Raw genomic sequence first — 24,836 nt, 5'->3', positions numbered from 1 at the left:
GAAGGAATTCATATGACACAGAATACAATAAATATCGAATTAAGCATTATTATTCCTGTCTTTAATGAACAAGAAGCTTTGAACATATGTTATTTAGAACTCAAAAAAGTTTTTTACCATTTAGAAAATAGGATTGAATTTATTTTTATAGACGATGGCAGTAAAGATAAAACTTCTGAAATCATGAAAGAAATTTCTTATCATGATATGAGTGTAAAATGTATTTTTTTATCGAGGAATTTTGGCAAAGAATCTGCAATGAGTGCAGGTCTTGACTTCGCTAATGGATATTTTGTTGCGCAAATAGATGTTGATTTACAAGACCCACCTGAACTCATACCAAAAATGATCGAAGTGCTTAAACAAACACAGTCTGATGTTGTTTATGGAGTGCGTTCAGAACGAGAAGGTGAATCTTCTATTAAAAAACTAAGTTCATATTTATTTTATAAAATTATTGATAAAATGACCCATATTGACATTCCTCGCAATACCGGTGATTTCAGAGTTATGACACGCGAAGTGATCCTGGCCCTGCGCAGTTTAAATGAAACACAGCGCTTTATGAAAGGGCTTTTTGCATGGGTTGGCTTCAAACAAATTGCATTTCCTTATAAAAGAAAGGCAAGAATTGCCGGCAAAACAAAATTCAATTATATTAAGTTATGGAATTTTGCCTTAGAAGGAATCACGTCTTTTACAAACATGCCTCTTAAAACAGCTACCTATTTTGGTTTTTGTATATCGACAGTCTCGTTTCTTCTTTCACTTTTTTACATTAGTAAATATTTTTTCTATGGTGAAAAAATTCAAGGATTTCTCACTCTCATCGTTGCAATTTTATTCATGGGTGGAATTCAGCTCATGTTTTTAGGTATTCTAGGTGAATATTTAGGAAGAACATATATAGAATCGAAACGTCGACCTGTGTATCTTATAAGAAAAAAATTGAATTTAGATTAATTTTTATTTTTGCAGGCATAAAATTCTTGAATATTTTCACAAATAAAATTATCTTTATAGGAACTTACTTCAAATACTTTAATATTTTCATTTAATACAACGTAAATGGTATCATTTGGAATTTTTCCATTAATAATATTCTGGTAAGTATTCGCATCATTTTCCAATATTTTTTCTGAGTTATTTCTAGCAAAATAACCTATATTAACAGAATAATGGTATTTCGACGCTAACATCCAAAAATCAATATATGAATATTGTCGGTTGGGATAAAAAATAATTTTATTTTTATTTCCCGCCATAAAATGAAGCCAAGGTGCTAAATTACGCTCTATATTAAAATCATTTTTATAATTTAAATTCACGGGTTTGTATAAAGGATAAATATCGATAAACTGCAATAAAAGAGCAATCAATAAGAGAGTACATTTTTTAATAAGACTTCGCTCTCTCATGAGCAAAGATAGTAAAATAAATATAACTATAAAATAATAGGTTGGCCAAATAAAGCGCCCAACTGAGCGATAAACACCATAAAAACTTTCTAAAACTTCAGGAATTGGAGTATTTATTATTGTCAAAGTCCCAAATTTTATTTCATAACTCAATGATAGACAGGTTAATATCGCTAATATCCAAATAAGAGGTTTATTTTCTTTTATAAATACATATTTTTTTTCTTCCCATTTTTCAAAGAGAAGAACAATCAAAATAATAAGCAAGCCTACACCTAAATAAGCAAAACCTTCATAGTGACGAGGACCAGCACCAAGCGGTTGCATTAATTTAGATTTTTCAAAAGGGTTAAACAGAGTATTTAAGTTAATGCTAAATAGGACATTTTTAGGATCATTTCCACCATCTAAATAAAAATAACCAATTAAATACCATGAAGAAAAAACTAAAAACAAGCTCATAAGAAAATATGATAATAATTCTTTTAAATATTTTTTATTCTCAATATATAATTTTATAAATAAAGCTGTTTGCAAAGCAAACATCAAGAAAGTGATGTAAGGATGCACCCAACTTGAAAAAATAACAATCAAAGTTTGCCATTTTGTTTTTCTTTTTACAGATATTTCTTTAGAAAAGTATAAGAAAAAACTAGCTAAAATCATCCAATGACAATTAAGTGCTAAATGTCCGAAACGATCTAATAGTACCGTAGACATTATAAGAAAAGGCACAGCAAGCAGTTTTAATTTCATTGAGCACTTGAAATTTTTGAATATTTGTGCCGCAAAAAAACCTTGTAAAATATAACAAGAAAACACCCAAATTCCAAAATATTGAAAGTATTCTGGTAGGAAATTTGTAAAAAGTTTAAAAAGGAAAGCTAAAAAAGGAACACTATCAGAATACCCTACTGATGTTCCAATTGGATAATTTATATTTTGCATAACTCCGAAGGGGAAATCCCATGGAGAATTTCTAAAAACATGCCAGCCTAAAAAATTTTGTAAGCTATCGGTGCCTAAAGATTTGATCCAAAACACTCGGGTTGGATCAATTATAAAAAAAGAAAATCGATAATAAAACAAAAGCAAAGAAAAAACAACTGAGAATGAGATCAAAAAATGAGCACTTTTTTTTGTTTCTAAATTTTCAAGCTTAATACTCATTAATTTTAAAAACTTAAATATTTCATCCGTAAACAAACATACATTTAACAACAAAAAAATAGTGATCGGTAATAAATACAATCTTTCAAATTTATAAACACATGAATTTGAATTTTTTCCAAGTGTGCAATTTAATAATATCCAAGAGTCCTGATTAAAGTAAACCAACAACGCAGTCATAGCTGAGATTATTATAAACACGAAGAATAATATTTTACTTTTTCTTATTTTCTTCAAATAAGAAAAAAAATTCTCATTTTCCATAGTCAATTTAGAACTCCATCAAGACAACTAGGACGGTGCTATTTTTTCATGATTTCAATTCCATTTTCCGAGTTTTCAGGTTAAAACCTATTAAATGAAAAAGGGCAAGTGCTTCCATTCATGTTTTGCTGATTATAATTTTCATGAAAGAGAAAATCAAATGCGCCACAAATTGAAAATATTATTCACATCACCCTTACTTTTAGTAGGATGTACTGAACACGCGCCTCCAAATACAACTCAAATTTCTGCAGCTTCGTGCCCAATTGCGCCAATGAAAGTCCTCTCTGTATCTTATAATGAAGACAGAGGAAGATACACCATTTTTCACACCACAACGAATGGTGGCGAAAAAATTAAAAATCCATTGAACACTGAAAATATTCAAATGGCACAAATTCCTATGCCACAAGGAGAAAGCTCCGATTTTGCACGTCTGCAATTTAAAAAAGACAATGGTTCTTGCGAACCTGTGCTTGAAATGACTCAAGGTTTTAAAATTGAACTGGCAGCTCCTCCAAAGGTTGTAAATAATACAACTGGCAACGGTGAAGGCGGCGGACATTCAGGTTCAAGCGGAGGAAGCTCTTGGGCTCCATTCTTAATGGGAGCATTGGTAGGAAATGCTATTTCATCTGCAATGCAACCTCGCTATGCGCCAGCATATTATTTGCCACCACCCGCAGGTGCAACAGGTTCAAATGGCCTTGTAACGGGAGGGGTGTCTGGAAAAAGCCCAGATGAATTAAATAAAAAATACGAATCAACTTACAATAAACCAGCTAAGAAAGGATTTTTTTCTAAAAAATCAAATCTCAGCAATTCAAACGATTCTCAATCTAATAAAAAGAGTTTCTTTTCTAAAAAAGACAATAGCAGTTTTTCATCAGGCAGCGATAGACCAAAAAAGAGTGGGTTCTTTTCTGGTGGTGGTCGTTCTGGAGGATCACGCAGAAGGTAACAAAAATTTATTAAAATTAATTAGCTCTAATTAATTTTAATTGTTTTTCTATAAAATGTTCAATTAACTAAGAGGAGTCTCTATGTCCGGATTTTATGCAGGTGTTGTTAGAAAAAAATATACTTTATTTTGCATTGCACCAGATGGTTCTCAAGTAGAAATTATATCCTGCTATGATCAAAATGCAGCAAAAACAAGTAAACAAGCGACAGAAAGATTACTAGATCTTATGTCTGAAAGTTTTGATATGGAAGAAGGATTCGCAATTAAAATAGCAGAAAGTATGGAATCTGCAGATGACATACCACTCGCTGAAGTCACCGATAAAAAAGAAAATAGAGTTTAATTTAATATTTTAATAACCTAATTGTTGAAGTATTCTTTTAACTTCACTTCCTCTATTTTCTTTCATTCTAACTGCAGCAATAGGTCCTGAAACCACACGCTGAATTTCTTCTGACAATTCAAATAGTAATATGTTAACATCAACAAGTTCTTTAATTGAATGATCGCTTTTTTCTAATATTTTATCATTTGTATGAATTGCTTGAGTCACCTGTTCTAATATTTCTGAGGCGTTTTTTATCACACTTTGTTGCATATTCGTACCTTCATTTATTATTTGAACCTTCTCTTTTAAAATAGCAACACCTTCTTTCATTCTTTCAAATGCAGAAAAAGCCTGTAAACTTACGACTTCTCCTTCTTTAATTCTCTCATTCATTGTTCTTATTATTTGAGTAACTTTTAAAGAGCTTTCGTTTAAAAGATCTTTAATCTGTTTTGCAGACTTTCCACTGGTCCTCGCCAAACTCTCCACTTCTTCTGAAACCACATAAAATCCTTTGCCGTAATCACCTGCTCGAGCTGCCTCTATAGACGCATTCATTGCTAAAAGCTCTGTCTTTGCAACTATATCTGCTATAACTGCTGACTTTAAACTGATTTGATTGATAATTTGCACCATTTTATCCATATCTTCGGTGGCACTTTTAATAATTTCTATAGAAGTAGCAAGTTTTTTCATCAATTCATTGCCCTCCTCAACTCTTCTTTCGGTTGTTTCAGTAATTGCTATGCAGTCATTGATTTGATCATTTGTTCGCCCAATCATCTGGGTTATTTCAGCTATTGCTGCCGCTGTTTGATTGATAAGATCAAATTGATGATCAAATGACTTTTCTATGTTTTTTCGAGGGTATTCAAACTCATAACTTATCTCATGACTTTTTTGAATGTAAGTTTGAAAGAGACTTCCCACTATAAATGAGCGCTGCTGATTTCTATTTAACTTACTTGCTAAAATTAAATGAAAAAAAAGAATAACTGCACTTATGCCAATGACATGATAATAAAAAATACTTCTATCCCCTAAAATATAGACAAATAAAAGTGTTAAAAAAGACACTATAAAATTAGAAAATCCTAATAAAATGGTAATTTTTGTTTTAAACCCTGATTTTTGCTGATTTTCTAATAAAGTTTGCTTATCCATATATCCTCTTTGGAAACTTAGGATGACATATTTTTATCTTTTTCTTTCTCTAAAATAGGTCCAACTTCTATTTCTTTAATACCATCATTTATATTTTTAATAGGTTTTTTCTTTACTTTCACAATTTCTTTTGTTTTACCCAACCAATAATCATCAATCGTCATTGCAATTTCATTTATATTGTTAAAATTTATTTCATTCGCTTTAAAAATTTTAATTAAACTGACAGTGTCTTTTATATTCTTTTTTAAGATATTTTTAATTTCATCTGATCCTTGATTGACTTGATCAATACCAACCTTTTGCTCCCATGTGGCAGCACGAATATTTTCAGACCGACTCGAAATACCAAACATTTCTGTTTTAATTGCTGAAAATAACGCTAATGCTTCATTGCTTGCGACTTTTCCCACATCCACTCTTTTTTGATTGGCTTCAATAATTGTTTGAATTTGCTGTTGGCTCACAGCAACAATATTCTCAATTTCCTTTGCTTCAACACCACTGTGCTTTGCGAGATTTCCTACTTCTTCGGCGACCACAGAAAACCCCTTACCCGCCACTCCTGCACGGGCTGCTTCTATAGAAGCATTTAATGACAAAAGTTCAGTTGTTGAAACAATGGTATGTATCGTTTGGGTATCATTGCTTATTTTATTTATAAGAGAAGAAATTTCGGTTAAACCTTCACGGGTTTTTTCAATGATGAGAACAGCAGAAACCATTTTCTGCATAATTTCATTGCCTTCATTTACATCTCGAGTGACTTTATCAGAGAGATCCTTTGTTGATTCTGAGTCTTTTGTAGTCCCAGCAAGCATTTCTGAAACATTTACCATAAGTTTTGAACTCTCTCGTAAATTATCGAGTTGAGAGCCTGAAGTTTTTATAAAATTTGTAAGATCATCCCTAATTTTAAGTAAACTCTCTTTTCCTTGTCCAGAAGTTTTACTCATTTTTATTGAAAGATCTGACATGCCATTCACAAATTCATTGATATAAACTCGACTCAAAAAAATAGAAATAAGAGTAATGATACCTAATAAAATGTATAAAAAAATATGATAAGGACTGACTAAATGATTACGAATTATTATTGCTACACAATAAAATAAAATAACAACAAGATTGCCTATACATAATATCCAAAGTTTATTTTTTACGGACACACGCCATAACAATCGCAGCATTTTTCTACTCTCTCAAAAAACCTTTATAAGATCTTTCCTTGATAAGGTTCGGTTAGATTTGTAAAAAACAAATTTGCGAAGTAGGTAAATATGTTTCAGTATCTAAAGTATTGGCGCTCAAAGTGGGAGAGAATATTATGAAATCAAGGATTATTGAACCAAATATTAAGGGCTTAGCCGAAATACAAAGTGAATTTGATAAATATCAAAACTGTGCATTTGAACAACGAGAAGCAAGTTTTTTTTCTTTAGAGCTTTGTGGTGAATGTGGAGAACTCGCCAATCTTGAAAAAAAGATATGGAGAGATCCAAGTGAAGTGATAGATTTGGACAAGCTTGCTGATGAAGCAGCGGACGTTTTTATAGCCCTTACAAATTATTGCAATGCTAGAAAAATAAATTTAGAGGCCTCTGTTCAAAATAAATTAAAAAGAATCGAAGACAGAAGACTTGCAGGAAAAATGGGTAAAACCAAATAATTATTATTTTAAATCTGCAATTACATTTAATTTTTGCGCTTGAATTGAAAAAATTACAGGGGCAAAAAAAGGTTGCTCTCCATCACATTCAATTGGAATGAGCGAATTTTTTAAAGGAATAATTTTTATTTTCTTTGCCGTTCTTAAAATAAAATCTTTTTCGAGACCTGAAAAATTGCCGGAATAAAGACGCTTTGTTAAATATATTGATTTTAATTTATTCATTTCTCTTACCTGAATAATTTGAAAAAACCCGTTATTTAATTGAGAATAAGGGGATACTTCCATACCCCCTCCACAATATCTTCCATTGCAAATAAAAATAACACGTAAGTCAATTTCAAAAGGAGCTTCATCATCATAAGTAATTTGCACTGGGAAATGATTGTTTTTTAAAAGAGTTTGAACTGCTGCAAATATATAGGTCCCGTTTTTTCCTAATCTTTTATGAGAAAGATTTACTCTTTGCGCAACCTCACCACTCGCACCCGCACCGCCAATATTAATAAAGTAACGAATATTCTTTGAATTTGTGACGTCTATATTCTCTATAACTCCTACATCACAATAAATACTTTTATTATTTTTTAAAATATGAATTGCTTTATTTAATTGAATTGGAATACCAAGTGAACGAATAAAATCGCTACCCGTTCCCATCGGCAAACAAGCAAAAGTTGGGATATTATTTTCAATATTATTATCTAAAAGTAAATATCCATGAATTCTATGTTGAAAATCTTCTAAAAAAACCAGTGGATTTCCTAATAAACCATTGACAACTTCATTTACTGTGCCATCTCCACCAACAGCCACAACAGTCTTATAACCACATTTTTTAGCGTAAAATGCATAAAATGAGGCTTCTTTTTCTTTTTCAGTAAAAATCCAAGCCGCTTGTTCAAAATTATGTTGAATAAGCGGAAGAGTTTTTTTTACCCAATTTAATTTTGTTTTACCAGAATTTGCATTGGGATTTACAATAAAGAATATTGTAAATTGCATATACTAATCAATTTCTTGTAAAGTGAATAAATTTGAATTTCTTTGTGAAACACTTGATGCTGTTAAAGAAACAAATACAAATTTATCGCCTTTTTTAAAACCAAATGCATTTACAAGAATATCTTTTGTCTCATTTAAAATGCGCTCAACCTGTGTGCGTGATTCAAGAACCATTGCAGTGACTGAACGAAGCAAATTCATTTGCCGCATGATTTTTTTATTGCAAGTGATTGCAATAATTTCTGTTGGTGTGCGCATAGAAGACAACTTCATAGCTGTATAACCGCCCTCTGTGAAGCAGACAATGGCACGTACATTTGCTTGCTGAGCAATGCGAATAGCACCATATGTCACAGCGTCATCATCACTTGGAATTTGATCCATTTCAAAAGGATGCCATTTTTTTTCTTCCCAAGCTTCAGAATTAACAAGAGTTTCAAGAGAAACTTCGGCAACGAGATCCGCATTTGGACCTTCCGTAATTTCATGAGAAAGAACAAGCGCATCGGCTCCGTCTGCAGCCGCATTTGCCATATCTGAAACCTCAGCACGCGTTGGATTTGCATTGACGCGCATGGAGTGCATGAGTTCAGAGGCTACAATAATTGTTTTTGACATTCTGTTACAGCGATCAATTAACTCTTTTTGCAAGATAGGTAAATTGTGAGGATGCTCATCAATTCCAAGCTCTGAGCGACTTAAAAAGACACCATCAACATGTTTTAATAAATAAGGTAACAATTCAAAAGAACGTCTGGAGTCAACTTTTAATAAAAAACGAGGTGGCAATAAAGCTTCGGTTTCAAGCACATCTTTATTAATTGGAATACTTGGATGTCTTTCAGAAAATGGAGCATTTTCACCTAAAATTCCAGCTTTAATTGCAAAAAGCTCTTGCTCAGATTTAATTCCATCGACAATGACATAATCAGCAAGATAAGAAAAACCAGCTCGTAAAGTTTTTTCGTCATCGGCAAGAAGTGGAAAGAGATCACGAGACATATCTTGTGAATGAACATCTACACCCGAAATAAGGGTTCCACCATGTTCAACAATACAACGCGCACTTAATTCTTGTGCTGACTTTTTAAGAACTTCAACAATTTGTAATTCAACTGAACCAAATGAAATATTTATTATTGAACCTGCTTTTAAAGTAGAAAGCTGATCTTCTGAAGAAACACTCACTTCAAATTTATTTGACTTAGAATTGCATTGTGTCATCGAAGCACAAGCAGCAAAATCGACATAAAATAACAATTCAACTTCACTTCCACTTTCAACTGCGACTTCACTTCCAGGAACAGAAAGAAGAGCTCGTCTACCAACAAAACTTAATAAAAATGGAACTTTACCATCTGCTGGTTGCTTATCTTCATTTGCAAGTTGTTTTGTAATTTTTTCGCGTAATTTTAATATATTTGGATATGCATTTGTAGAATATGTCATTCTGACTGCATTCAGGCGATTTTTTGCAATTGTAGAAGCGATGTGATCGACTCCTAATTTCTCACAACCGTTGTTTGTGACTGTCCAAATGAGTTTCGCCTTTGACTTTATCTTCATATCCGATTTCTTCCTCTAAAAAATGTTTGGGAAATTCCAAACGGATCCGTTTTGAAATGCCCTTCAAAATGTCATGGAGAAAATAGAACTAGGAGGGATAAAGATCAATTGACTATTTTGAATTTTTACGATCACACTTGTCAGAGCTTAAACATTCTGCAAAAAGCTCCATTTTATGATGGGTCAATTTAAAGCCTAAATTTTTTGCAACGTCTTCTTGACGTCTTTCAAGTTCTTCGTCATAGAATTCGACAATCTCACCACATTGTTTGCAAATAAGATGATCATGGTGTTCATCACCTTGATCGGCAAACTCAAAGCTTGCCCGATCTCCACCAAAATGGCGTTCCACTAAAATTTGAGAATCAGTCATCATTTTAAGAGTACGATATACAGTAGCCAAACCAATTGAACTGTCCGTTTTTTTCACTTCATTTGCAATTGTTTCAGCATCGACATGGCGCCCCGAAGCAAGCACTGCATCGAGAATAATACGTCTTTGTCTCGTCTGTCTAAGGCCGAGCTGATTAAGATAGGACTCAAACACTTGATGCAAATGAGCTCTCTTTGGCAAAGAGTCTCGAGGACTACGCGCTGTCGTCATAAAATCTCACAAAAAAACAAATTGACTATTGAATAACAAAAATTGACAATAAACAATACAACATTCGATTTAAACACAGGAAACAAAATATGCGTTTACTTGCAATTATGTCACTCGTATTTTTTCTTTGTTGCACTGCTTGGGAGTCAATTGCTCCAAGAATAGCTTACGGAGACAATTCGAGAAATGCAAGAATTAATGTACCTGTTCTTTCATGCAAAGAAGTAAAATTGCGTTTGAATGCAATGCTCGATCTCCATTTCTTTTATAAAGAGTTCAATGAAGATTTGTCAAAGAAAACCTTCAAAAAAATATTTGAAACCATGGATCCTTATAAAGTTTATTTCATTAAATCTGATATCAAAGCATTTATGCACCTAGAAAACTCAATTGGAAAAAATATTGAAAATAATAGTTGTAACTTTATCTTAGAAATTTATAATGTTTTCTTAAAAAGAGTGCATGAACGTACCGAATATACTAAATTATTTTTATCAAAACCATTTGATTTCGCAAAACCTGATTATCTTCCAATTGGAAAACCTGATTGGAGTGTAAACATAAATGAAGCAAATGAAAGATTGAAAAAAAGAATTAAATTGCAATATTTATCTGCAAAAATGAACGAAGATGAAAGTGCAAAAGTCCGAGAGAGACTTTTAAAAAGCTATATTAAATCTGAAAAAAAATACACTGAGTTTGATGATGATAAGATTTACTCTATTTTTTTAAATAGTTTTGCTCTTGCTATGGATCCTCACTCTGCCCATATGCTCCCCCTCGATCATGATTCATTTGTAATTCATATAAGCAATAAACTAGAAGGCATTGGTGCACAACTACAAGAAAAAGATGGTTTCATTATAATTCGTTCACTTGTTCAGGGTGGAGTTGCTCAAAAAGATGGTCGTTTAAAGGCAAATGATAGAATTATTGCAATTGATCCAGGAAATGGAAGTGGTCTTCAAGATTTAAATGATCTGGATGTCGAACAAACTGTAGAATTGGTTCGTGGAAAAAAAGGAACATATGTTCGCTTAGTTGTTTTGAGAAAAAATCAAAAAGGAAACGAACGCTTAAATATTCTTCTCACTCGAGATGAAATTGATTTAAAAGATGATGAAGTAAAGACAAGTGTAATTGAAAATGGATCAAAAAAAATTGGTGTTATAAAAGTTTCTACATTTTATACAGATTTAAAATGCAAAATAAAAATATTTTCTCAATGTCATGGTGTAGCTTATGATATTGAACAAGGACTTCGAAAACTTACAAATAGGGGAGTTGAAGGAGTTTTAATTGATTTACGTAACAATGGAGGTGGAGATTTTCCGGAAAGCATTCGTCTGACTGGTTTATTTATTCCAAACGGCACCGCTGTGCAGACTATAGATAAAAATCAATCTGTAAAAAGACAGCTTATTGGTGAATCAAATTGGCTTTATAGAGGTCCATTAGTTGTATTAATCAATAAATACAGCGCTTCAGCATCGGAAATATTTGCAGGTGCGATTCAGGATTATTCACGGGGAATTATTGTTGGAGATAAAAGTACTTATGGGAAAGCTACTGTACAAGTAGTACAAGAAATACCAGGAAGTTTAGGAAGAAGAAGCGATGGTGCCCTAAAAGTAACACAAAGTAAATTTTATCGACCCAGTGGAAATAGCAATCAACTCAATGGCGTGCAGTCTGATATAATCATTCCAGATATGTTAGACGCATATGAAATTGGAGAAAATCAATTGGATTTTGCTCTTCCATCAGACTCAATTCCTGCTGCAAAAAATTTTAAGCCTTTGCAAAATTTATCTCCTTTAATTGCTAAACTAAAATCACTTAGTCAGGAAAGAATTTTAAAAAATTCTAAATTCCTCGAAGTCATTTCTAAAATTGATAAATATAATAAAGAGAAAAAGCATCCCATGCTCTTGACAAAGGAATATGCAAAATCATTAGAAGATCAAGAAAATCCTAAAGATATAAAAGATAAAGAAGGAAATAATGTCGATGAAATTGTTTCTCAAAATGATTTAATAATACAAGAAGCTTTAAATATAACAAGTGACTCCATTAAATTAACAGAAAATAAGTCTCTTTGGATTGGTATGGGAAATTAGTATTATAACAAGCAAAGCAACCTATTTAGTTTTAATATAAAATAAACTCTTTCTGTTTTGAAGAATTTATGCTTTGTTAGAAGCGTTTGATTCTTCAATTGGAGTTTATTCATGTCATCTGCACCGTATTTAAGTTGTCATAACCTCTCTACAAGCTATGGTTCTACTCAATTATTCAACAATCTATCCTTTACAGTTCACCCAGGTGAAAGATGGGGTATCGTTGGTCCCAATGGTGCAGGAAAATCTACATTATTTCGACTGATAACAGGAGCTCAAGCGGCAGATTCAGGCTCTATCTCTATTCGAAACGGTATTAGAGTAGCCATTGTAAATCAAAAATATACTTTTGACATTGAAATGACAGTTGAAAATATTCTGCGAGAATCCTTACCAGAAGAATATGATCTCGATTTACAAATTAAAAATATTGAAAATGAAATAGAAAATCACTCCCTTTTAGCAGAAAAAAAACCTGAAATAATGAATGATCCTCAGTGGGGAGATAAACTCAGCAATTTAAATGATAAACTTATAAATATTTCAGGAGTGGGAACAGACAATGTCATTCTGAGCGCTCTAAAAGCAGGCAAACTTCTTTCTTTGCGAAATAGAGAGTTTAAAAATTTATCGGGCGGGCAACAAAAATGTGTTCAAATAGTAGCAGCTCTCTTAAAAAATCCTCATCTTATTTTGCTTGATGAGCCCACAAATCATTTAGATGTACAAACTGTCGATTGGCTTGAAGAGTTCTTACTCGAAGTTGTCGAACAAGGCGTTGGACTTTTTGGCTTTAAACCTAAAAATGAATCTACTGAACCTGTGGCTTTTGTTATCATTTCACACGACCGTGCTTTACTTGACACATTGGTCAATAAAATTCTTGAAATTGAAGCAGGAGAATCCAAGCAATACGATGGCAATTATGAGAACTATAGCCAGCTCAAACTTGAAAATGAAATTGTAGAACAAAAAACACGCTCAAAAATGGCAAATTTAATGCGTCGTGAGTTAGCCTGGTTGCGCACAGGTGCAAAAGCAAGAACAACGAAACAAAAATCACGTATTGACAGGGCACACGCATTAGATAAATCATTAAATTCAAAAATTCAAAGAGCAAATATACCAAAAAATGCTGAAATGACATTTGATGCACTTATGACAGACGAACAACGTAACAACGAAGATAATATTATTTCTGTCGTTAGAAACTTAGGAGAACAAGAACTTGTTCGTCTTAAAAGCGTTACAATAAAACATCCCGGCGCAAAGAATGATCAACATTTTGTCTTCCAAAATTTAGAACTTGTTATAAAACCTAAAATGCGCATTGCCTTATTAGGACCAAATGGATGTGGAAAATCAACTTTAATGAATTTGGTGGCAAGCCATACACAACCAGAAGTTGGCGAAGTCACTTACCATGAACTTGTCAGCATTTCACATTTCGATCAGCAAAGACAAAAACTCGATCCAGACGAAACCGTGCGCACAACCATTGCCCCTGAAGGGGAATATGTGCATTTTGCCGGAAAATACATGCATATTATGAGTTATTTGGATCGTTTTTTATTTTTTAAATTTGATGCTAATAGAAAAGTTGGTGAATTATCAGGTGGCGAGCAAGCACGCTTATTACTCGCAAAGCTGATGCTTGAACAAGGTAATTTGTTGATATTGGATGAACCTACAAACGATCTCGACATTTCTACCCTACAGGTTCTTGAAAGAAATCTTTGTGATTTCCAAGGCGGCGTTTTATTTACAAGCCACGATCGTTATTTTGTCCAAAGAGTTGCAACAAGTATGCTCACTTTTTTAGGTGAGAAAAATGTTAAAGGGGCTCTTACTGGTGATTGGCTTATGCTACCTGACTTAGACCAAGCTCTAGAATCCATGGAAAAATACAAAGATACTGAAATACCTAAAAAGCAAAGTGATAAAGTAACAATTGAAATTGCTTCTAAAAATATAAGTGCACAACCAAAAAAATCGAAATTAAGTTTTAAAGAACAGCGCGAACTTGAAGGCATTGAAAAAAAGATCGAAGTTCTTGAAGAAAATTTAATTTCACTTTCAAATCAACTTGAAGAAGCTTATGCAAATGGAAAATCTTATAATGAAACATTAAGTATTTCAAATGAAATAAAAGCAAAGCAAACTGAAATTGATTCCTGCTATTTTAGATGGGAAGAGCTTTCCTCAAAAAACACCTAAGAAAGTTAAAATATTTTTATTAGAATTTTTTATAAAATAATCTAATTCAGTATTTGAGTATTTTGCAAGTATTTCGGCAATATTCTTTAAATATTTTGGTTCATTTTTTTGTAGTTTATCTATATCTGAAATTTCGGGCGGTAAATCAGGTGAGTCCGTTTCAAGCATTAAAAAGTTTGGATCACACTGTAAAAAAGCATTCCTATTTTTAATTGCCTTTTTCCAAGTTGGAACCCCACCAAAAGAACAATAAATAGATAAATGAGACAATACTTTCATATCTTCTGCTGGTCCACTAAAACAGTGGACCATAATTTTCTTTACTCCACTCTTTTTTGCCCATTTAATTTTTTGCAAACATAAATTCCAGTTTCCTCTTAAATGTAAAATAAGTGGTAAACTGTATTGAATAGCCGCTTGTACACATACTTCAAAAGCTATATTTTGTAATAAAATAATATCTTGTTTCGTTAAATTTTTACATTTTTCACTTTGTAAAATCTCTTTTGAAAGATCAAAACCCGTTTCTCCAATAGCCCAAATATAATTGATATTTTTATAAAGAATTTCTTTAAAATTTTTAATATCTGTTTGAATTAAATCATTATTACAAGTACCATCTAAATTAAGCCACTTTTCATGCACATATATAGGATGTAAACCATGCGCTAAAAAGCAGACAAAATGATTTTCTTGAATAAGATTAATATTAGCTTTTTCTTTTTTAAAAAAAATTAAATTATGTAAATCTGGATTTTCTATAAAAGATAAATTCTCAAGAGTGTCATTGTTCCAAATTCCAGCAACTATTCCTGATTTTACAGAAGAATTTAGAGCACTGCTTAAAGAGGCTTTTATGTCAGTAAGATAATTTAAATGAAAGTGAGCATCGATTAAATAAGGATTATTTATTTTATAGAAATTTTCCCACGCAAAAATACTTCAACCCCCTGGACAGAAATATCATTTGGCATTGCCAGAGTTACTTGGCATTCTTCAGGTGATACATCAAAAAGTTTTCCTGTATTGCTATCAAGAAAATGAAAATGTTCCGCAACATTGGTATCATAAACTATTTTACCGGTATGTGGTAATTTTAATTCTTTTAAAAGGCCTGCTTGGACTAAAACTTCAAGTGTATTGTAAACCGTCGCACGACTGAGTTTAGGGAAATTTACATCTGTCCATTTTTTAATATCTTCAGCAGTCGGATGATCCGCTTCACATAAAATGTACTTACAAATTGCTATTCTTTGCGCAGTTGCAGATATTCCAATGTCATTTAAGCGCTTTTCAATTTGCGCTGAAGTCAATTGATTATAAATTTTATGGCCGTGATCTAATTTCATACACTCCCCTTTTCAGCTCGAGAGTATAAGAAGAGAGTGTATCGTGCAAGCTATTTTTAGACTTATTCTAAGTGGCTTTAGATATATTTATTAGTAATTTTAAATATTTATACGTTGATTAGGCTTTCGAGTCATTGGAAACTTTCTTTTTCGAATAGAAACCTCACCCGCCCTCGGCAAATGCCATTTTTTCCAGACTGAAATCATACGAGCGGCAAAAATTATAGGAATAACAATAAGATCTGGTATTCCCTCTGACATATAACTTCTTAAAAAGAAATAGAGAATCCCACCCAATAAAGCAAACCCGCCATAAATTTCATTTTGAAAAACATAGGGAACACGATTGACAATAACATCTCTCGTTATTCCACCAAAGCATGCTGTAATAACCCCCATAAGGACACATTGATAATTCAAAAGACCTGATTGTATACCAACTTTAACACCTACAACCGTAAAAAAAGCGAGACCCATTGCGTCGAAAATAATAATAATTTTTTCTACATATTTATTTTGAATATTAAAGAAATAAACGAGAAAGGTCGCACATAAAGCAATAATCCAATAGGCAGGAGTGTCAAACACAGTAGGTGGTGTTTTGCCAATAAGAATATCGCGTAAACATCCCCCACCAAAACCAGCAATAATTGTCATCACAAAAATACCAAAGAGATCCATCCTACGTGAGGCAGCAATTGATGCGCCACTCACACAAAATGCAAAAGATCCACTGTAATCGAGAATTGCAAGCAACATAAAAATCCCTTAAAAACTTAAGTAACAGAACTTAATAAACGTCATTTGGCTTTTGCTGATTTTCATTATCTGATGCTTTTATATTTTCATCATGGGGAAACTTTACTCCTTTCTTTCCTAATTCCTGCGTTAAGATAGAATGCTGCATTAAAAATAGTGAGACAATATAAGCTGCTATGCATCCAGTTAAAACAGGCACTGCTGCCCAAAACTGATGAGTGGATTCTAATGTAATAAAAACAGAAGCCAAAAATGCACGTGTCACTCCACAAAATAAAGCTGCCATTCCTACCAAAGCAGCAACTTTAACATCAAGAGTAATGAGTGGAAATAAATTTACAATGATTCCGTATAAAGTAACTCCTAAAGCGCTTCCAACCATAAATAATGGAGCTAAAGTACCAGCAGTCGTTCTACTGCTCACAGCAATAAGCCATGTTATAACTTTTAATATAAAAATAGAGACAATAGAGTATCCTAATAAATGACCATTTAATATTTGACTTATGGTTAAGTATCCAGCACCTAAAACACGGGGTTCTAATAAACCGACCGCACCAACACCAACTCCACCAAGAGCAGGCCACCACATCCAATGCACTGGTAATTTGGCATAACCATTTTCTAAAAAATGTACGCAATGAGTTATTCCAACAGCAACTATACCTGCAATAAGGCCAATAATTAAAAAACAAAAAATTTCTACTGAAGCCGATGGTAAAGTAACAATTGACATTGGAAAAACGAGCTCATCACCTATAAATTTCATTCTAATAAACTCTGCTGCAATAACAGAAACTGAAGCAGGAATAAGAGAACGTATTTTAAATTCAAATAACATTAATTCTATTGCAAGAAAAATACCGCCGAGGGGACTGCCAAAGGCAGCAGACACAGCTCCAGCAACCCCTGCACTCAGTAAAATTTTTCGCTCATATGCTGAAGTTTTTATAATTTGCCCAAAAGCGGATCCTAAAATACCTCCTGTTGCAATAATAGGACCTTCGTCACCAAAAGGCCCTCCTGTTCCTATAGAAATAGCTGCGGCAGCTGGTTTTAAAATAAGCATTCTCTTTGAAATAATGCTGTCATTTAGTAAAACTTTTTCCATAGTTTCAGGTATTCCATGACCATAAATAGCAGGATTAATAAAACGAGCCATACAACCAATTATAAGGCCACCGATAATCGGTATAAAAAATGCCCAATTACCTAATTGATGATGTGCAGGTGAGATATCTGATAATGAAAATTTACCGAAATAAAATAAATTTGTGACAATATTAATAACTAATTTTAAAGCTTCGGAAAGTAATCCAATAAAAATTCCGATAAATAAACTAAGGATACAAAGAAAAAAATCACGTTTTTGAAAAATAGCTGGTTTAGGCGCAAAGCTTTTTCCTTTTAAAAATCGCATTTTTTCAAAATAAGTCATATAAGAAATCCTGCTCAACAACAAGAGATTCTAATCATCAAAATCACCTACTCCGATCATAAAAAAAAAGCAAACAACTTTGATTGCAAATTAATAATACACGAATTAGATTCAAATCTGTAGATTTGGTTAAAATATGGAATGGAATATGGAAAAAAATACATTTATTGAAAATTTTGTTCTCCCTTCAGAGTTGATGAATTCAAGCACAAAAAACGTCGAGCACATTTCTTTTGGTGGTGTCTCTCTCCCACATGACACAATTTATCTTGATTTTGCAGCAAGCACACCACTCGATAAACGTATCTTCGAAAAAATGACGCCTTGGATGCTTGGCTATTTTGCAAATGCAGCCAACAGAACACACCCAATGGGGGAATTAACTGAACATGCACTTGCTTGGGCACGCACCTCAATTGCTAAAGTTTTCTCAGTCTCATTTGAAGAAGTTATTTTTACTGCGAGCGCAACTGAAAGTAATAATCTTCTTATTCGTGGGCTCGTTGAAGATCCACACCGTAAACGCAATAAAATTGTTTTTTGTGCAACCGAACACTCAAGCATAATTACAACCATTCATACTCTCGTTGAAAATTTTGATAAAAAGTTAGGAATTGAATTTGCTGAGCTTACCGTAAACAAAGATGGACAAATAAATATAGATGAAGCACAAAAAATAATTGACAATAATACTCTTTGTGTTTGCGTAATGGATGTAAATAATGAAACAGGCATTAAGCAAATTCAACTCGAAAAAATTAGACAACTCACTTTGAAATTTGCTACAATTCTACATGTTGACTCTTCGCAAGGTTTTGCGCGCAGTGAACTCATAGCACAAGGTGTTGATTACGACACAATGACAATTTCTTCTTCAAAAATATATGGCCCCAAAGGAGCTGCAGCTCTTATTATAAAAAAAAGAAAACCAAGAATTAAATTACAAGCGCAATTAACAGGTGGTGGGAATGAGTTTAATCTTCGTTCAAGCACTCCTAATATTGCTGCTATTTTGGGTTTTGCTCATGCCTGTATTTTTCAAAAACAAGAAGCAAAAGAACGTATTCAATATTATAAAAAATTAGAAAATATATTTTGTGAAGAATTGTCCAAATACATCAACGTTAAATATTATGCAAGTGAAAATTATAAAGTACCAGGGGTTCTCACTCTCTCCTTTAAGAATGTCAACGCAATGAAACTTCTTGAAGAAACAAAAACTGTCTGCGCAAGCGTCGGCAGCGCCTGCAAGACGTTACAAGCAACTGCCAGTCACGTCCTTGTCGCTATGGGAATAGATCTCGAAAATACGTTGTCGAGTTTTCGAGTGAGTTTTGGTCTCACAAATTCTGAAAATGAAGTTCGAGAAGCAGCTCAAAGACTCGCTCATTCAGCATTAAACCTAAGAAAAAAGTCAGCAACTCTTTCATAAGGATTATATAACGCTATGGATTTGAATGTTCTTATTGTTGGCGGTGGAATACATGGAACAGGCCTCTTGCATGATCTTGCAAGTCGCAAACTTGCGGGCGTCCATCTAGTCGAAAAAAATCTTCTGTCATCAGGCACTTCAAGTAAAAGCACAAAACTTGTGCATGGGGGACTTCGATATCTTGAACATCTTAATCAATGGGGACTCGTTCATGAGGCTCTCAAAGAAAGAGCTCTTTTATTACGTATCTTAAGAGGCATCGTAAAACCACTTCCTTTTGTATTGCCTAATTTTAAGAGTGATAAAAGACCTCCTTGGATGGTTCGTCTTGGTCTCTTTTTTTACGACATGCTTGCAGGTGATGGCGGTCTTCCTGCTGCATCTTCAATAAATAAACAAGATATTCTTTCATATGCTCCATATTTAAATCCTGATAAAGTTGAAAAAGAAATGCTCAGTGCATTTCAATACTACGATGCACAAATGTTAGACGATGTAATCACACGACTTGTTGCTGAAGCGGCTGTTAAGTTAGGTGCAAGTTATGAAGAAAATGCAAGTGTAACAGAAGTTGTGCCCATACAAAACGGATTTAAAGTAACAATCGTATCAAAAGGAGGGACTAAAACTTTAACAACAAAAACAATTGTAAATGCTTCAGGTGCATGGTGCAACGCCAATCTGTTGAAATGGAATATTATTCCTAATATCACATGTCTTTTAAATTTAGGTACACATATTATTTTTAATCCCGAAGCTGTGCCAAATGGTGATGTATCAAAAAACTCGGCAACTTTAATTCAAGAACCAGATGGACGTATCGTCTTTTTTATTCCTTGGTTTGGAAAATGGCTTTATGGAACAACAGAATCAATTCTTGTCGGCGAACCTTCAGGCGTTCGTTACCCAGAGGAAGATAAAGCTTATTTAATGCACACAGCCAAAGAAACTTTGAATTTAAATGAAGCTGAAAAAAATATTTCTGAAATTTTTTGTGGTGTTCGTTGTATGCCGCTAAAAGAAAAAAATAAAATAAATAGTATGAACTCTAAGTGGCAAAACGAACCTTTTAACTCGCCATTTTATGTGAGAAGTCTTGACAAAAACATTTCGAGCTTATCAAGAGAAACAGTTTTAGAAGAAACTCTACCTGGAATAATAACTATTTATGGTGGTAAATATACTACTTATCGATCTATTTCTGAAAAAATTGGTTCTCTTCTCTCTCGAAAATTAAATTTAGGAGCATCGACTGGAACTCATTTAGCAGAAAACTGGTTTTTATCTGATCTCTTACAAGAAAAACCAGATATTTTTAAAAGCTCTGCTAATCTACGTCAAATATAAAATAATTTCCTATCTTCACAAGACCCTCACTTTTTTATATAGTAAAAATGGCACTAATTATCTTTGTGAGGTTAATATGGTTTCAGCAGCAACGTCTTCTCGTCTTTCTCATTTTTTTAAAAATCAACTTTTTTTACAGGTCGTAATAGCAGTTATATTAGGAATTATCGTTGGGGTATTATTACCTACATTTGCAATCGATCTTAAAATAATTGCAGTGATATTTATCCGTTTTATTAAAATGGTTATAACACCAGTGGTTTTTGTTTCAATCGTCTTAGGTGTTTGTGCAAACAAAGAACACCGAAGTATTGGAAAACTCGCATTTAAAACCCTTGTTTATTTTGAAATTATGTCTGTTATTGCTGTGGTTATTACTTTTGCATACATGTTTCTTTTCCATCCTGGTAGCGGATTTAATGTCGGTTCATTTAGCGGTATAGATGTTTCTAAGTTTCAGCCTAAATCTGGGACAACTGGTGGTTTTATGGAATTCATAACCCACATGGTTCCTGAAAGCGTATTTGGTACTTTAGCGGGTGATAATTTACTTGCAGTTATAGTTCTTGCTGTTATTTTTTCGGTAGCTATTTTACAGGTTGAAGATAATGTTAAAGTTGTTACTTTTTTTAAACAGGCAAATGAAGTTTTTTTCAAAATGATTGCAATTATTTCTCGGGTATCTCCAATAGCCGCATTTGCAGCAATCTCTGCAACTGTAGGTGCACAGGGAGTAAAAGCTCTCACCATGCTCGCCTATTTTATTTTAGTAATGGGAATTAGTATGGTTACTTTTTGGATATTAGTTTATATTGTCGGCAAACTTTATGGATTTAGTGCTATAAAGCTTATGAAACATATTAAAGAAGAAATGTCTATTGCTTTTGGCACATCCTCTTCAGAATCTGTATTCCCTCAGTTAATGGAAAAACTTGAAACCTTTGGTTGCTCTAAAAAAGTAGTGAGCTTCGTTTTGCCGACAGGTTATGCTTTTAATTTAGATGGAACTGCAATATATGTGACTGCTGGGGCAATTTTTATTCAACAAGCTTATAATATTCCATTTGGTCTAAGCGAATATTTTACATTATTAGTAACTATTTTAATTGTTTCAAAGGGTGCTGCAGGAATTACAGGTGCAGGTTTCGTTACTTTATCTGCTATTTTAGCTGCCATGCCAGGGCACGTTATTCCTATTGAAGGTCTTGCACTCCTCCTAGGAATTGATCGCTTTATGTCCGATGCAAGGGTTGTCACAAATATTGTAGGGAACACTGTAGGTACAGTCATTATTGCAAAATCGGAAGACGAGTTCACTCCCACATAAATTTATTTAGTATTATTTATTAAATAATAATTTTTAATAAATAATATATTGAAAAAAAATAAAAAATATCAAATAAAAAAATCAAGTTTAAGTTTCACTCTATTTTTATAAAAAAAATTTTACGTGTTCAAAACAAAAGAATTCTGTTATGATTAAATTCAATTCATTTTTTTTAGAGGTTGCTATGAAAACTTTTTTTACAATTACTCTTTTATCTTTATTAAGTGCGCATTCTGCTTTTTCTCAATTAGTAAAACAAAATACCTTTGAAAATAGCGATTGGAGCGGAACGCACTGCAGTCCTTATGCAGATAGTATTTTACAAGGAACCTATAATTACAAATTTAGCAATGGAAATAAAATAGAAGGATACCTTGTGTATTACACTGATATGAGTTGTACAACCAAAACAGGTTATTCAGAAAACATGACAAGCGGCACTTATAAGATATTAAATTCTTGGCATGAAGGAAGTAATGAGGTTTTTAATATTCAAGTCAAATATGACCATTTGAATTATGATTTAACTTTTAAAGTAACATTAAACGAAAATGAAATGACATTATGCAGGAACTCAAATAGAAGTTGCGGAAAATATTTGCGAATCAAATAAAATTCAATTCGCAAATATCTGCAATTATATTTCCACTATATTTTTCATATTTTTTTTAAAATAAAAAGTTTAAAACTGAGTCTTCATCAATGCAAGAAATAATTTTACTACAGTTTTAACATATTTATTTCTTGATTAAGATAATGTGCAACCTCAAAAATATCTTTAAAAGCAACAATTGGAATATTATCTAATAAAAAACTATTATAATCAAACAAGCCTAAAGGAAGAAAAGTTTTTTGTTCTTCATTATTAAATTTTTTCTTAAAAAAATGCTTAATAAGCATATTATCAATTAAATTATGTTCTTTTTCGCTATGATATGTTTTCTTCCAAGGATTATCTTGATCCTCTATCTTCTCTTCATGCGTTTCATTAACAAGACTTCTTGGCGACAGTCTGCCGTAAATATCAACTATAGCAGAGATCAATTCAATTAATTGCTTTGAAAATATTTTACTTTTCTCATTGCCATCATTAAAAACATGGTGTGTTGAGTCAATTTTATAATATGGGTCATTTGGATTTTTAAATAAATCATAAACTTTTCGATTTACTGGGCCATATTTCCAAGCTTCAAATTCGATTCCATTTACCTCATTATCTAAATCATATGCTAAAGCAGCTCCAAAACAATAATAAGCAAGTTTTTGAAATTTAAGCAAAGTAAGATCATTTTTATAATTATTTTCATATTTTTTTATAATTTCATAAACTAATTTGGTATTTTTTTAATCACCTACTCTTTTGCAAACTCCTCATAGTCAAATATAAGCATGTTTTTTACAACTATACTATACTTTTTATTAGTTTCATAACTCAAATAGTTTCTTTCGACAAATTTAATTCTTAGTTTAGATCACCTTATTAAACTCATATAATTAATAACTTATTTATAAATAAATATAACAAAATACTAACATAAATTAAATACCTTACAATCTCAATTCAATGACCATACCTTCAGTTCCCTGTTTAATTTCATAATCACAGCCAGCTGCGGTTGCAAGGTCAATCCAAGTGACAAAGCTAATAAGAGCAAATAAAGTATTAGGACTATTAGGATCAGGGGCGATCAGCAACATACCTTGTTCAATGCGTTCATTCACACTCAATTCAGAATTGCGCATAAGGTCAAAAAATTCTTCGGGGAAAGCCATGCCTTCGCACTCCCAGCGTGCACTGATTTTGCCTTCAATGCTTTTAGCAGAAAAAACAACACCATTGCCACGGCGTGCAAAATATACGGAACTGCGCCAAGGTCCCACGAGGAGTCGACGCAACACAGCTTCGTTGGTGCTTGCTTTTAAAGGCGTAACAATGGCTTGCTCAATATTAATTCCTTTACGACGCCAAGTCGTGTCAAAAGTCTCGGCAACGTCTCTAAATATTTGTGAAACATCCATGTTTTGTGGCGGGGATTTAACAATAAGTTTTTCAATAATCCCTTTAGGATCATTGGCTAAATAAATTTCAAATTCATTGAGACTGTCAACCACGTCATTCCAACGTCTTTTTAGTAAAGAATTTGGATCGGCACCATTCAATGAAGAAAAAGGATCGGGTGCACGTTCCTGTTTTTGTTTTAAAAATGATTTTTCCATGGCATAAGCACGCACTTGCTGAATAAATTGATAAAGAGCCATTTCGGGTGCAGGAATACCTTTACGAGGTTCATCGGGATGAACATTTCCTTGAAAATATTTTATTCCAAGCGCAACTAAATTCATTCCATCATTTTTAGGTGACAGATAAGAACAAATAGCACCTATTTTATAAAATAAGAAAAATGTAGAGAAAATAAGCGAGAGAATTCCTCCGCCAACATAGATAAAAAGTTTTAAACCATGCACTTCTGCTAAAAAACAAAATGCAAAAAAAACGCCCGAAGCAATTGCAAAAAGCAAAGAAAAGAAAAATGGTGCGACTAAAGAAACACCTTGTTTAACATGTATAGCTTTTTCAATAATATTTTCGGGCGTATTTTTTTGAACACGACTGGTCTGTTGTGTTGTATTTACTTTTTTTTTCCGAACATACCATGGTTCTGGATCATTTCGTTGCGACTGGAGCATAAGCAAG

General features: G+C 32.8%; 22 protein-coding genes. 10 read left to right on the top strand and 12 right to left on the bottom strand.

The window, feature by feature from the left end; genetic code table 11:
* Positions 1–12 precede the first annotated feature (12 nt).
* Positions 13–963 (top strand): glycosyltransferase family 2 protein, encoded by a 951-nt coding sequence (locus GCL57_RS05220; protein ID WP_152212225.1) that lies wholly within the window; start codon positions 13–15, stop codon positions 961–963.
* On the opposite strand, the gene GCL57_RS05215 is transcribed toward GCL57_RS05220, so the two are convergent.
* Entirely contained in the window at positions 960–2,852 is a 1,893-nt protein-coding gene (locus GCL57_RS05215) for a DUF6311 domain-containing protein (protein ID WP_246164808.1), read from the bottom strand. The genes GCL57_RS05220 and GCL57_RS05215 overlap by 4 nt on opposite strands.
* A gap of 160 nt (positions 2,853–3,012) precedes the next feature.
* Here GCL57_RS05215 and GCL57_RS05210 point away from each other — a divergent pair, with 160 nt between their 5' ends.
* Together GCL57_RS05210 and GCL57_RS05205 are read left to right on the top strand one after the other, a co-directional pair.
* A complete protein-coding gene (locus GCL57_RS05210) occupies positions 3,013–3,813 on the top strand; it encodes a hypothetical protein (protein WP_152212223.1) in 801 nt (266 codons plus the stop codon).
* 82 nt (positions 3,814–3,895) lie between these two features.
* On the top strand, positions 3,896–4,159 hold the full coding sequence (locus tag GCL57_RS05205; RefSeq protein WP_152212222.1) for a hypothetical protein: 264 nt from the start codon (positions 3,896–3,898) through the stop codon (positions 4,157–4,159).
* A 9-nt stretch (positions 4,160–4,168) separates the two neighbouring features.
* Here the strand turns inward: GCL57_RS05205 and GCL57_RS05200 are convergent, their stop codons facing one another.
* Positions 4,169–5,308, bottom strand: coding sequence for a methyl-accepting chemotaxis protein (locus GCL57_RS05200; RefSeq protein ID WP_152212221.1), 1,140 nt, complete (start codon positions 5,306–5,308; stop codon positions 4,169–4,171).
* A 17-nt stretch (positions 5,309–5,325) separates the two neighbouring features.
* The gene (locus tag GCL57_RS05195) at positions 5,326–6,498 is read right to left on the bottom strand and encodes a methyl-accepting chemotaxis protein (protein WP_152212220.1); all 1,173 of its coding nucleotides are present in this window, start codon (positions 6,496–6,498) and stop codon (positions 5,326–5,328) included.
* Between the two features lie 137 nt (positions 6,499–6,635).
* On the opposite strand from GCL57_RS05195, the gene GCL57_RS05190 reads away from it, so the two are divergent.
* Positions 6,636–6,977, top strand: a complete 342-nt coding sequence (locus GCL57_RS05190) for a MazG nucleotide pyrophosphohydrolase domain-containing protein (RefSeq protein ID WP_152212219.1) — start codon at positions 6,636–6,638, stop codon at positions 6,975–6,977.
* Between the two features lie 3 nt (positions 6,978–6,980).
* Here GCL57_RS05190 and GCL57_RS05185 read toward each other — a convergent pair whose 3' ends face one another.
* From GCL57_RS05185 to GCL57_RS05175, 3 genes are all read right to left on the bottom strand, one after another.
* On the bottom strand, positions 6,981–7,982 hold the full coding sequence (locus GCL57_RS05185; RefSeq protein ID WP_152212218.1) for a diacylglycerol/lipid kinase family protein: 1,002 nt from the start codon (positions 7,980–7,982) through the stop codon (positions 6,981–6,983).
* A 3-nt stretch (positions 7,983–7,985) separates the two neighbouring features.
* Positions 7,986–9,548, bottom strand: coding sequence for a pyruvate kinase (locus GCL57_RS05180; RefSeq protein WP_152212217.1), 1,563 nt, complete (start codon positions 9,546–9,548; stop codon positions 7,986–7,988).
* A gap of 112 nt (positions 9,549–9,660) precedes the next feature.
* Complete coding sequence (locus GCL57_RS05175; protein WP_152212216.1) at positions 9,661–10,152, bottom strand: Fur family transcriptional regulator; 492 nt, start codon at positions 10,150–10,152, stop codon at positions 9,661–9,663.
* Between the two features lie 89 nt (positions 10,153–10,241).
* Between GCL57_RS05175 and GCL57_RS05170 the strand changes: the two genes are divergently transcribed.
* Entirely contained in the window at positions 10,242–12,272 is a 2,031-nt protein-coding gene (locus GCL57_RS05170) for a carboxy terminal-processing peptidase (RefSeq protein ID WP_152212215.1), read from the top strand.
* A 111-nt stretch (positions 12,273–12,383) separates the two neighbouring features.
* Positions 12,384–14,489 (top strand): ABC-F family ATP-binding cassette domain-containing protein, encoded by a 2,106-nt coding sequence (locus tag GCL57_RS05165; RefSeq protein WP_152212214.1) that lies wholly within the window; start codon positions 12,384–12,386, stop codon positions 14,487–14,489.
* Here the strand turns inward: GCL57_RS05165 and GCL57_RS05160 are convergent.
* The 4 genes from GCL57_RS05160 to GCL57_RS05145 form a co-directional block, all read right to left on the bottom strand.
* Positions 14,475–15,383 carry a TatD family hydrolase gene (locus tag GCL57_RS05160; protein WP_281349643.1) on the bottom strand — a complete coding sequence of 303 codons (909 nt, stop codon included), beginning with the start codon at positions 15,381–15,383 and terminating at the stop codon, positions 14,475–14,477. The genes GCL57_RS05165 and GCL57_RS05160 overlap by 15 nt on opposite strands.
* A 14-nt stretch (positions 15,384–15,397) precedes the next feature.
* Positions 15,398–15,838 (bottom strand): Fur family transcriptional regulator, encoded by a 441-nt coding sequence (locus GCL57_RS05155; protein ID WP_152212212.1) that lies wholly within the window; start codon positions 15,836–15,838, stop codon positions 15,398–15,400.
* Positions 15,839–15,937: 99 nt separating this feature from the next.
* Entirely contained in the window at positions 15,938–16,597 is a 660-nt protein-coding gene (locus tag GCL57_RS05150; protein ID WP_152212211.1) for a trimeric intracellular cation channel family protein, read from the bottom strand.
* 31 nt (positions 16,598–16,628) lie between these two features.
* Positions 16,629–18,035 (bottom strand): chloride channel protein, encoded by a 1,407-nt coding sequence (locus GCL57_RS05145; RefSeq protein WP_152212210.1) that lies wholly within the window; start codon positions 18,033–18,035, stop codon positions 16,629–16,631.
* A 148-nt stretch (positions 18,036–18,183) separates the two neighbouring features.
* Between GCL57_RS05145 and GCL57_RS05140 the strand changes: the two genes are divergently transcribed.
* From GCL57_RS05140 to GCL57_RS05125, 4 genes are all read left to right on the top strand, one after another.
* Positions 18,184–19,467, top strand: a complete 1,284-nt coding sequence (locus tag GCL57_RS05140; protein ID WP_161597608.1) for a cysteine desulfurase family protein — start codon at positions 18,184–18,186, stop codon at positions 19,465–19,467.
* Between the two features lie 15 nt (positions 19,468–19,482).
* Positions 19,483–20,814, top strand: coding sequence for an FAD-dependent oxidoreductase (locus GCL57_RS05135; protein WP_152212208.1), 1,332 nt, complete (start codon positions 19,483–19,485; stop codon positions 20,812–20,814).
* Positions 20,815–20,890: 76 nt separating this feature from the next.
* A complete protein-coding gene (locus tag GCL57_RS05130) occupies positions 20,891–22,141 on the top strand; it encodes a cation:dicarboxylate symporter family transporter (protein ID WP_152212207.1) in 1,251 nt (416 codons plus the stop codon).
* A 184-nt stretch (positions 22,142–22,325) separates the two neighbouring features.
* On the top strand, positions 22,326–22,754 hold the full coding sequence (locus GCL57_RS05125) for a hypothetical protein (protein ID WP_152212206.1): 429 nt from the start codon (positions 22,326–22,328) through the stop codon (positions 22,752–22,754).
* A 107-nt stretch (positions 22,755–22,861) separates the two neighbouring features.
* On the opposite strand, the gene GCL57_RS05120 is transcribed toward GCL57_RS05125, so the two are convergent.
* Positions 22,862–23,419: a Panacea domain-containing protein gene (locus tag GCL57_RS05120; RefSeq protein ID WP_161597607.1), complete on the bottom strand. Its 558-nt coding sequence runs from the start codon at positions 23,417–23,419 to the stop codon at positions 22,862–22,864.
* Positions 23,420–23,689: 270 nt separating this feature from the next.
* Positions 23,690–24,829 (bottom strand): hypothetical protein, encoded by a 1,140-nt coding sequence (locus GCL57_RS05115; protein WP_152212204.1) that lies wholly within the window; start codon positions 24,827–24,829, stop codon positions 23,690–23,692.
* Between the last annotated feature and the right edge of the window lie 7 nt (positions 24,830–24,836).

Source organism: Fluviispira multicolorata (assembly GCF_009208585.1).
Taxonomy (GTDB): domain Bacteria; phylum Bdellovibrionota_B; class Oligoflexia; order Silvanigrellales; family Silvanigrellaceae; genus Silvanigrella; species Silvanigrella multicolorata.
Note: the sequence above shows the minus strand (reverse complement) of the source record. Positions and strands in the feature narration are given on the sequence as shown.